Raw genomic sequence first — 10,056 nt, 5'->3', positions numbered from 1 at the left:
CCGACCCCGCCCCGGCCGCGGGGCGAAACCCGCGGCCGGACCCTCGCCGGACGGCACCGGAAAGCCGGTCGGGCGACGGCGGTGCGAGCACCGCCGTCGCGGATGGTCAGGGGGTCAGACGGCGACCACGGTCAGCGCCGGTTCCACGTCGGTCCACGAGGAGCCGGTCTCCGCCGAGCGGGTGACCGCGTCCAGCACGAGCTGTACCTGCAACGCGTCGGCGAACGAGGGCGCCGGGTCGGTGCCGGTGGCGATCGCCTCGATGAGATCGCGCATCTGGTGGGTGAAGGAGTGCTCGTAGCCGATGATGTGGCCCGGCGGCCACCACGCCGACATGTACGGGTGGTCGCCCTCGGTCACCAGGATTCGACTGAAGCCCTGCTCCAGCGTCGGCCGGGTGGCGTCGTAGAACTCCAACTCGTTGAGGCGCTCCAGGTCGAAGACCACGCTGCCCAGCGAGCCGTTGATCTCGACACGCAGGGCGTTCTTGCGACCGGTGGCGAAACGGCTCGCCTCGTACGTGGCGAGGGCGCCGCCGTCGAGCCGGGCCACGAAGACCGCGGCGTCGTCGACGGTGACCGCGCCGGTGGCCGGACCGTTGCCGTCGGCCGATTCGCCGTCGACAGAGGCCGCCAACCCGCTCGACTCGGCCGGCAACGGCCGCTCCTTGACGAACGTCTCGGTGATCGCGCTGACGCCGGTGATCTGCTGGCCGACGACGAACTGCGTCAGGTCGATGATGTGCGCACCGATGTCACCGAGCGCGCCGGAGCCCGCCCTGTCCTTCTGCAACCGCCAGACCAGCGGGAACTGCGGGTCCACGATCCAGTCCTGCAGGTACGTCGCTCGGACGTGTCGTATCACCCCGAGTCGTCCGTCGGCGACCATCTGGCGCATCATCGTGACCGCGGGGACCCGGCGGTAGTTGAACCCGCACATCGACCGCACCCCGGCGGCGCGGGCGGTGTCCGCCGCAGCGGTCATCGCCCGTGCCTCGGCCACCGTGTTGGCCAGCGGCTTCTCGCACAGGACGTGCTTGCCGGCGGCCAACGCGGCGAGGGCGATCTCGGCGTGACTGTCGCCCGGGGTGCAGACATCGACCACGTCGATGTCGTCCCGGTTGACCAGGTCGCGCCAGTCCGTCGTGTACGCGTCCCAGCCGAGCCGGTCAGCGGCGTCGGACACCGCTGTGGTGTCCCGGCCGCAGATCAGCGCCATTCGGGCCCGCGCCGGCAGGTCGTACACGCGGTTCACGGTGCGCCACGCCTGTGAGTGCGCGGCGCCCATGAACGCGTAACCGACCATGCCGATCCGCAGTTCTCTGTCTGTCGTGGACAAGGTGGGTCTCCCCCCGGTATGTCAGAACCCGAGCTTGTCGTAGCTGCTCGCGTTCTCCTTGGTGATCGTCTCGGAGGCGAGGGTCACTTCCTTGGGCACCTGCAGCTCCGTCAGGTCGCCCAGGCCCCGACCCTGCGCGATGAGCCGCGCGAGCGAGATCGCCGAGGACGCCATCGACGGGTTGTAGGTGACCGTCGCCTTGAGCACCGAGTTGTCGGCCTTGATCGCGTCGATCGCGAGCTTGGAGCCCGCGCCGCCGACCATGAAGAACTCGGACCGGTTGGCCTGCTTGACGGCCGCGAGCACACCGATGCCCTGGTCGTCGTCGTGGTTCCAGATCGCGTCGATCTTCGGCAGCGCCTGGAGCAGCTGGGCCGCCTCGCGCTGGCCGCTGTCCGAGGTGAACTCGGCCGAGCGCCGGTTGCTCACCTTGAACCCGTACGTCGCCAGCGCGGCCTTGAAGCCCTCGCTGCGCTCGACCGTCAGCGGGATCTCCAGACCGGCGATCTCACCGATGACCGGGTTGGCGACACCCTTGTCCTTGAGCTGCTTGCCGATGTAGTGCCCGGCGGAGACGCCCATGCCGTAGTTGTCGCCCTTGATCACCAGCCGTGAGGCCAGCGCGTCGGGGAACGCCCGGTCGAGGTTGACGATCGGGATACCGGCCTGCATGGCCTGGAGGGCAACGGCGTTGACCTCCTTGCCGTCGTGCGGCAGCACGACGATGATGTCCGGCTTCTGGGCGATCAGGGTGCCGAGCGTGGAGCGCTGGGCCTCCGAGTTCGAGCCGCCGTCGACCTCCTTGAACTCCACGTCCGAGTACGCGGCGGCCTGGGCCTTGGCGTTGGCGTGGATGGCGCCCATCCAGCCGTGGTCGGCGGCCGGGGCGGAGAAGCCGATGACGACCTTCTTGCCCGGAGCGTTGTTGCCCTCGGCGTTTCCGGCGGCCTTGGTCTGGGTGCTGGCGGCCGGGGTCTCGTTACTGGTGCAGGCGGTCAGCAGGGTGGCGGCGCCGACCGCTGCGCCACCGAAGAGCAACCGGCGGCGCGACAGGTCGCGACTGTTCTGGGTCATGAACGACCTCCTGGGAGCGGGATTTCATCTGGGTGAGGGTGTGCGAGGTCCGGCCACCGTCGAAGATCTCGACGTCGCCAGGACAACGGTGCGGTGCGTCAGGTTGCGGTGGTGACCCTGTTCCGCGCGAGGAGCCGAGTGACGGACTTGAACTTGAACTGCTGGATCAGGACGGCGCCGACGATGATGCCGCCCTTGACCATGTTCTGGGCCTCGATGGAGAGGCCGTTGATGGCGAAGAGGTTCGTGATCGTGGCGAAGATGATGACGCCGAGCAGCGAGCCGACGATCGTGCCCCGGCCACCGCTGAGCAGCGTCCCGCCGATGATCGCGGCGGCGATCGCGTCCAACTCGTACAGGTTGGCCATCGCCGCCTGCGCCGAGGTGGCCTGCGAGGTGAGCATGATGGCGGCGATGCCGCAGCACAGACCGGAGAGCGCGTAGAGCAGCATGGTGTGCCGGCGGACGTTGATGCCGGCCAGTCGGGCGGCCTCCGGGTTACCGCCGACGGCGATGGTCCGCCGGCCGAAGGTCGTCCGGTTGAGCAGGACCCATCCGGCCAGTACGACCGCGCCGAGGATGTAGACCAGGATCGGAATTCCGATGACCTTGCGGGCGGCGATGTCGTTGATGAAGGTGCTGCTCGACACCTGGGTCTGCTTGTTGGAGATCGACGCCGCCAGGCCGCGCGCGGCCACCAGCATCGCGAGGGTCGCGATGAAGGGCACCAACCTGCCGTACGAGATGAGGACGCCGTTGACCAGGCCGACGCAGATGCCGACCGCGAGGGCCGCGAAGATCATGCCGCCGGCGCCGTAGCTCTGGGTGGCCACCGTGGTGCACCAGACCCCGGCCAGCGCGACGATCGCTCCAACCGAGAGGTCGATGCCACCGCCGATGATCACGAAGGTCATGCCGACCGTGACCACGCCGACGACCGAGGCGAGTTGAAGGATCGCCAGGACGTTGTTCCAGACCCAGTTCGGGTCGCCGTACAGCTCGGGCTTGGTGATCGCGCCGACCACGATGAGCGCGGCCAGCACGCCGATCAGGCCGAGGTTGCGCTTCGCGCCGTCGCCGCCGTCGCCCCGCCACCAGGAGAGTTTGCCGGTGGATACCGCTTTATCGCTGGCCACCGCCGTCTCCGCCGGGTCCACCGGCGGCGACTGCGCCGGAAGCTGCGGGCGCTCCGGTGTCGCGGTGGGTGTGGGAGTCGCGTCGCTCATGCCGGTGCGCCTTCCATCAAGGACCCCGCCATCACGAGGTCAAGCACAGTGTTCTCGTCGAGTTCGCCGGCCGCGGCTTCGCGGACGACCCGCCCTTCCCGCATCACCAGCACCCGGTCGGCCAGGCCGAGCACCTCGGGCACCTCGCTGGAGACCAGCAGCACGCCGACGCCCTGCGCGGCCAGTGAGCGGATGACCTGGTACAGCTCAGCCCGGGCGCCCACGTCCACACCTCGGGTGGGCTCGTCGAGGAGCAGGAGCTTGGTGCCACCGAGCAGCCACCGGCCGACCACCACCTTCTGCTGGTTGCCGCCGGAGAGGGTGCGTACCGGCCGGTCGACGTCCCGGGGCCGCAGCTCCAGGGTCTCGGCGATCCGGTCGGCCTCGGCGCGTTCGGCCGCAGCGTTGGTGAAGCCCAGCCGCGCGTACCGGCCGAAGGTGGCGAGCGTGACGTTGCGGTAGATCGGCTCACCGAGCAGCAGCGCCTGACTCTTGCGCTCCTCGGGGGCCATGCCCATGCCGGCCCGTACCGCCGCGCCGACGCCGGGGCGCAGCACCTTGCCGTCCATCCGCACCGTGCCGGCCTCGGCCAGCCGGGCGCCGTAGATCGTCTCCAGCAGTTCGGAGCGGCCGGAGCCGACCAGGCCGGCGATGCCGACGATCTCCCCGGCCCGGACGTTCAGCGAGACGTCGGCGAACTCGCCGGTGCGGGTCAGCCCCTCCACCTGGAGCAGGTTGGCGCCGGCGGTGTCGTCGGCCGGCCGGTCCGGGAAGACGTACTCGATGGTCCGGCCGGTCATCCGGCTGACCAGGTCGCGGGTCGGGGTGTCGCGCGCCGGCAGGTTCGCCGCCGTGGTCCGGCCGTCCTTGAGTACGGTGACCCGGTCGCCGATCTCGCGGATCTCCTCCATGCGGTGGGAGATGTAGATGACGGCGATGCCCTGGGCGGTCAGTTCGCGGATGATCCGGAACAGGTTGCCGACCTCGTCGTGGGCCAGCACCGCGCTCGGCTCGTCCATGATGATCAGTCGCGCCTCGTGCGACAGCGCCCGCGCCATGCTGACGATCTGCTTGCCTGCCGCCGGCAGGGAGCGGACCATCCGCCCGGGCGGGATCTCGCCGTGACCCAACCGGCTGAGGATCTGCCGCGTGTGTCGGGCCATCCGGCCGCGCCGGACGAAGCCGAGGCTGCGGTATTCGTGCCCGAGGAACGCGTTCTCCGCGACCGACAGGTCCTCGACGAGGTCGAGTTCCTGGTAGATGGTCGCGATGCCGGCCTTCATGGCGGCCTGCGGGTTGGTGAAGGTGGCCGGTTCGCCGCGCCACTCGACGAGCCCGGAGTCCGGCTGGTGCACCCCGGCCAGCACCTTGATGAGGGTGGACTTGCCGGCGCCGTTCTGCCCCAGCAGGCAGTGCACCTCGCCGGCGCGGACCTCGAGCTGGACGCCGTCGAGGGCGCGTACGCCGGGGAAGGTCTTGACCACGTCGGTGAGGCGCAGGACGACCTCGCCCGCGACGGTGTCGGGGGGAGCTTCGACCAGCGGCGCGTCGGTGTCGGCGTCGGCCGACCCGGTGGTGGCGGTCTCGTCGGACAGGGCCACGGTCTCCTCCTCGCTCACGATGCTTCCCCGAAGGCGACGTCACTGGCGAGTACGGCCGCGCCGGCGACACCGGCCCGACCACCCAACTCGGACAGCACGACGGGCAGGTTGCCGGTGGCCAGGGGAAGCGACCGGCGGTAGACCACGCTGCGGATCTCGGCGAGCAGGATGTGCCCGAGCTGGGCCAGCCCGCCGCCGATCACGATCATCGACGGATTGGTGAAGCTGACCAGGCCGGCGAGCACGCCGCCGACCCGCCGTCCGCCGTCGCGGATGAGTTGGATGCAGGTCACGTCACCCTCGACGGCACCCTCGGCGACGTCCAGGGCGGTGACCACGCCGCGCAGGCTCATCCGCTCGGCCAGGGCCGGCGACACCCCGCTGCGGGCGGCGGCGGTCGCGTCCTTGGCCAGCGCGGCGCCGCTGAACAGCGCCTCCAGGCAGCCCGCGTTGCCGCACGAGCACATCGGGCCGTGCGCGTCGACCTGGATGTGGCCGATGTCCCCGGCGCAGCCGTCCGTGCCGCGGTAGACCTCGCCGGTGAGGTAGATGCCGCAGCCGATCCCGGTGCCGATCTTCACGAAGAGGAAGTCGTCCACCGAGTGGGCGACCCCGCCGTGGCGTTCCCCGATGGCCATGATGTTGACGTCGTTGTCGACGACCGCCGGGCAACCGTGCTCACGGCTGAGCAGCTCGCGCACGGGGAACCGGTCCCAGCCCGGCATGATCGGCGGCGACACCGGGACGCCGTCGCGGAAGCTGACCGGCCCGGGTACGCCGATGCCCACCGCGTCCAGCCGCTCGTACGCCCCGTCGACCCGGGCCTTGTGCAGCAGTTCGTTGACCCGTTGCAGGGTCACCTTCGGGCCGCTGCGGATGTCGGCGGCCTCGGCGTAGTGGGCCACCGGTTCGAGGCGGCCGTTGACCACCTCGACGTCCATCGAGCTGGCGCCCAGGTCGACGGCGGCGAAGCGCAGCTTCGGGTTCAGCTCGACGAGCGTCGAACGACGCCCGCCCCGGGAGGCGGCGAAACCGGCCTCGGCCACGTACCCCAGCGCGACCAGCCGGTCCAGCTCGGCCAGCAGGCGCGGGCGCGGCATCTGGAGCCGGTCACCCAGCTCGGCGCGGGACACGGCCCCCTCGTCGCGGAGCAACCGCAACAGTCGGACGTGCAGGGGGTCGACGGTCCGCACGCGGGGTTCACCTCTTCATCGGACTCGTTCACATCGACGCAACGCCGATGTGTTGTGTCCGACACAGTAGGAGCGTTCCTCGCCGCCTGTCCAGAGCTTCAACCGTTCCGTTCCCAACTTTTGTCCGAAGGAACAAAAGCTTAAAGTGGATCAAGAAAAGGATAACGGCGAGCCCGCGGGCGCTCGCGCGCAGTTTCATCGACCGACACGAACCCGCCCCACCAGCGGCTCTTGGCTGGCGGGGCGGGTTCGTGTCGGGTGGGGCGGCTCAGCCGCCCGTGTGCGCGGTGCCCTTCTTGCGTAGCTTGCGGTCGTCGCGCAGCTCCAGGTACGGCTCGTCGTCGACCGGGTGACCGGCCGAGATGGCCCGGCCACGCTCCAACTCCGCGTCGAACTCGGCACCCAGCAGGATCGCGATGTTGGTCAGCCACAACCAGATCAAGAAGATGATCACGCCGGCCAGCGCCCCGTACGTCTTGTTGTACGAGCCGAAGTTGCTCACGTAGAAGGCGAACAGACCGGAGATCAGCAGCCAGATCACCACGGCCAGCACCCCACCGGGGCTGACCCAGCGGAAGCCGCCGTGCCGCGCGTTCGGCGAGGCCCAGTAGAGGATGGCGAACATCAGGCTGACCAGGATCAGCAGCACCGGCCACTTGGCGACGTTCCACACCGCGACCGCCGTGGAGCCGAGGCCGATCGCGTCGCCGACCACCTCGGCCAACCGGCCGGTGAAGACCACGATCACCGCGCTGGCCAGCAGCAGCACCCCGATCACGGCGGTCACGCCGAGCCGGATCGGCAGCGTCTTCCAGATCGGCCGGCCCTCCGGCACGTCGTAGATGGTGTTCGAGGCACGCATGAAGGCGCCCACGTACCCGGACGCGGACCAGAACGCGGCCACCAGACCGATGATCGCGGCGACGCTGGCCAGCCCACCGCTGCCCTGCGCCTGCTTGATCGCTTCCTCGATGATCTTCTGGATGCTGTCGTTGGGCACCGCCTGGTTGACCGTGTCCTTGACGCCCTCGGTGGCGCTGGTGCCCAGCAGGCCGAGAATCGAGATCAGGACCAGCAGCCCGGGGAAGATGGACAGCACCCCGTAGTAGGTGAGCGCCGCCGCCCAGTCGGTCAGGCTGTCGTCCTGGAATTCGCTGACGGTGCGGCGCAACGCCGCCTTCCAGCCACTACCGGGCAGGTCGGTGGGGCTGTCCGGGCCCGCGTCCGGCCCGACCGGCGCGTTGGCACTGTCACGCTCAGTGCGGGCCTGTGTGCGCGGATCATGCTCGCTCCGGCCGTGCTTGCGATCGCGGGCGCTGCTGTCGTGCGCGCTGCTGTCGTGCGCGCTGGGGTCGCGCTCGCGCTGGGCGGAAGACTCGTCCGAGGCCATCGCCCCTCCTCATCGTCGGCGGTGTCACCTGCGGACATGCCCCGTCGACGGGTCCGGATAACCCCTACTTGTAGAGGAACCTGCCCATCCGACGCGCGGCCACGCCCAGCCCGACCGTCATCAGCGCCAGCAGGTAGAGCACGTCGAGCAGCCAGAGCCAGCCGCCGACGCCCAACGTGATCCCGCGGATCAGGTGCACCGCCCGGTACAGCGGGGTGACCTCGACCAGCCAGTGCAGCAGCGTCGGATAGGCCTGCGCCGGCACGAACGTGCCCGAGAAGAAGAACAGGGTGAACTGGACCGACCCCACCAGGTCGAAATCCTGCCAACTGCGCATGACCGTGGAGACCGCCATGCCGAGCCCGCCGAACGCGAACCCGACAAGCACCGCCGCCGGCAGCGCGGTGACGGCCCGGGTCACGGTGGTCAGGTCGAGCGCGACCATGACCCCGAGGAACGCGGCCGAGTATGCGCTCCCGCGCAGCATCGCCCACCCCAGCTCACCGAGGGCGATCTCGAACGGCCGTACCGGGGTGGCGATCATCCCGTCGTACAGCTTCATGTACTTCATCTTGCCGAAGAAATTGAATGTGGTCTCCGAGAGCGCCCCGGTCATCGCGGAGGAGGCCAGCATCGCCGGGGCCACGAACTCGGCGTACGACACCAGCCGCCCGTCGGGCAGCGGCAGGTCCCCGACCAGCGTCCCCACCCCCAGGCCGATGGAGAACAGGTAGAGCAGCGGTTCCACGAAGCCGGAGAGCAGCAGCAGCCAGTAGACCGACTTCAGGGCCGCGACGTTGCGCCCGATCACCGACGCCGACCGGCGGGACGCGCCGGAGACGTCGACCAGTCGGGGCAGGACCAGCGTGATCACGAGACCCCCTAGACGACGAGCTTGCGGCGGAAGGTGCGCAGCGCGAGCAGCCACCCGGCGACCGCCCAGGCGGCCAGGTAGAGCAGGTGACCGACGATCGACCACTGTGGGGCGACACCGAGCGTGGCCGCCCGGCACAGGTCGACCGCATGCCAGAGCGGCGTCGCGTACGCCAGCCACCGCAACGCCTCGGGCAGCGACTCGACCGGGAAGAACACCCCGGCGAACAGGCTCATCGGGATGACCGCGAACCGGAACAGCATCGCCAGCCAACTGTCACTGGACACCACCGCGGCGTAGGCGAAGGTCGGCGCGGCCACGGCCAGCCCGAGCAACGCCACCACCGGCAGGGTGACCACCGCCCACGGTGAGCGCAACGCCCCGAACAACCCGGTCACCAGCAGGAACACCGCGATCGAGGTGACCACCCGGAACAGCACGAAGGCCAGGTGCCCGGCCAGGATGTCGCCCACGCGCAGCGGCGACGCGCTCTGCGCCTGGTAGCTCTTGATCCACTGGAAGTTGCTGAACACCGGCCACGTCGAGTCACCCACGGTCACCTGGAGCGCGGTCGAGGCGATCAGCCCGGGGACCAGCCAGTCGAGGTAGGGCACGCCGCCGACACCCTGGTCGATGTAGCCCCCGACGCCCACACCGAAGCCGAGCACGGTCAGCAGCGGCAGGAGGAACGACGAGAAGACCCCGGCCCGCCAGGTGCGGCGCAGCCCCACCAGGTAGTAGCCGAACACCGCGGCCGCCGGCGCCCACGGCGCCCGCGCCCGCTCCGCCACACCCACCATGACCACCCCCGTCCCCGACCTTCCTACCCCCGGGGTACGACACGTCGCCCGGCCACCCTACGGCGACCCCGTCGACGTGTCGCCGGGGTTTCGGCGGCTCCACGCGCCGTGCCAGCGGCTCTCCCGCGCGACGATCCACTCCAGATCCCCGATGTGGCGGCATCCCATCGCCCGGACACCCCCACATCGGCGACCTGGTGTGGATCACACCCTCCGGGCGGCGCCGGACCCGACGAAGGCGCGCCACGCGTCGGGCGGAAAGACCAGCATCGGCCCGCCCGGGTCCTTGGAGTCACGAACGGCCACGACCTCCGGCAGATTGTCCGCGACCTCCACGCAGTTGCCACCGCTGCCGTTGCTGCGAGTGCTCTTGCGCCACCGAGCGCCGGTCAGCTCCATGTCTCCGCCACTTCCTGCGCTTTTGTCGAATGGTTACTGCTGCGACAGTGCCTCATGGCAGATCAACTCGATTTCCCGTAAAGCGGTGCGTTCCGATCCCGCAGACGCCCCGGTTTGCGGGAAGCCGAGTGGACCTTGGGACTGTGCGGGCCGCGCGACCG

The 10,056-nt window shown here is 70.0% G+C and carries 9 protein-coding genes; all 9 read right to left on the bottom strand.

Translation table 11 applies throughout. The features are described from left to right. Window positions 1-114: 114 nt before the first annotated feature. A complete protein-coding gene (locus tag ABZV06_RS25385; protein WP_355624634.1) occupies window positions 115-1,338 on the bottom strand; it encodes a Gfo/Idh/MocA family oxidoreductase in 1,224 nt (407 codons plus the stop codon). 21 nt (window positions 1,339-1,359) lie between these two features. Then, window positions 1,360-2,412 carry a substrate-binding domain-containing protein gene (locus ABZV06_RS25380; protein ID WP_355244274.1) on the bottom strand — a complete coding sequence of 351 codons (1,053 nt, stop codon included), beginning with the start codon at window positions 2,410-2,412 and terminating at the stop codon, window positions 1,360-1,362. 98 nt (window positions 2,413-2,510) lie between these two features. Further along, window positions 2,511-3,638, bottom strand: coding sequence for an ABC transporter permease (locus ABZV06_RS25375; RefSeq protein WP_355244271.1), 1,128 nt, complete (start codon window positions 3,636-3,638; stop codon window positions 2,511-2,513). Then, window positions 3,635-5,179, bottom strand: coding sequence for a sugar ABC transporter ATP-binding protein (locus tag ABZV06_RS25370; RefSeq protein ID WP_355244329.1), 1,545 nt, complete (start codon window positions 5,177-5,179; stop codon window positions 3,635-3,637). Before ABZV06_RS25370 ends, ABZV06_RS25375 begins: the two co-directional genes overlap by 4 nt. A 74-nt stretch (window positions 5,180-5,253) precedes the next feature. Continuing rightward, complete coding sequence (locus tag ABZV06_RS25365; protein ID WP_355244268.1) at window positions 5,254-6,432, bottom strand: ROK family protein; 1,179 nt, start codon at window positions 6,430-6,432, stop codon at window positions 5,254-5,256. Window positions 6,433-6,700: 268 nt separating this feature from the next. Beyond that, window positions 6,701-7,822, bottom strand: a complete 1,122-nt coding sequence (locus ABZV06_RS25360; protein WP_355624632.1) for a YihY/virulence factor BrkB family protein — start codon at window positions 7,820-7,822, stop codon at window positions 6,701-6,703. 64 nt (window positions 7,823-7,886) lie between these two features. Further along, window positions 7,887-8,696 (bottom strand): ABC transporter permease, encoded by an 810-nt coding sequence (locus tag ABZV06_RS25355; protein ID WP_355624630.1) that lies wholly within the window; start codon window positions 8,694-8,696, stop codon window positions 7,887-7,889. An 8-nt stretch (window positions 8,697-8,704) separates the two neighbouring features. Then, window positions 8,705-9,496, bottom strand: coding sequence for an ABC transporter permease (locus ABZV06_RS25350; protein ID WP_355244259.1), 792 nt, complete (start codon window positions 9,494-9,496; stop codon window positions 8,705-8,707). A 204-nt stretch (window positions 9,497-9,700) separates the two neighbouring features. Then, window positions 9,701-9,895, bottom strand: a complete 195-nt coding sequence (locus ABZV06_RS25345; protein WP_355624628.1) for a DUF397 domain-containing protein — start codon at window positions 9,893-9,895, stop codon at window positions 9,701-9,703. Window positions 9,896-10,056 lie beyond the last annotated feature (161 nt).

The organism is Micromonospora sp. NPDC005172 (assembly GCF_040608555.1).
Lineage (GTDB): Bacteria > Actinomycetota > Actinomycetes > Mycobacteriales > Micromonosporaceae > Micromonospora.
The sequence above is the reverse complement of the archived record's forward strand: the minus strand, read 5'-3'. Positions and strand labels throughout refer to the sequence as shown.

Excerpts from the sequence above, each read along its gene's own strand:
- ABZV06_RS25350 (WP_355244259.1), bottom strand. The coding sequence starts at position 9,496 with ATGGTGGGTGTGGCGGAGCGGGCGCGGGCGCCGTGGGCGCCGGCGGCC.
- ABZV06_RS25360 (WP_355624632.1), bottom strand. The coding sequence starts at position 7,822 with ATGGCCTCGGACGAGTCTTCCGCCCAGCGCGAGCGCGACCCCAGCGCG.
- ABZV06_RS25345 (WP_355624628.1), bottom strand. The coding sequence starts at position 9,895 with ATGGAGCTGACCGGCGCTCGGTGGCGCAAGAGCACTCGCAGCAACGGC.
- ABZV06_RS25380 (WP_355244274.1), bottom strand. The coding sequence starts at position 2,412 with ATGACCCAGAACAGTCGCGACCTGTCGCGCCGCCGGTTGCTCTTCGGT.
- ABZV06_RS25375 (WP_355244271.1), bottom strand. The coding sequence starts at position 3,638 with ATGAGCGACGCGACTCCCACACCCACCGCGACACCGGAGCGCCCGCAG.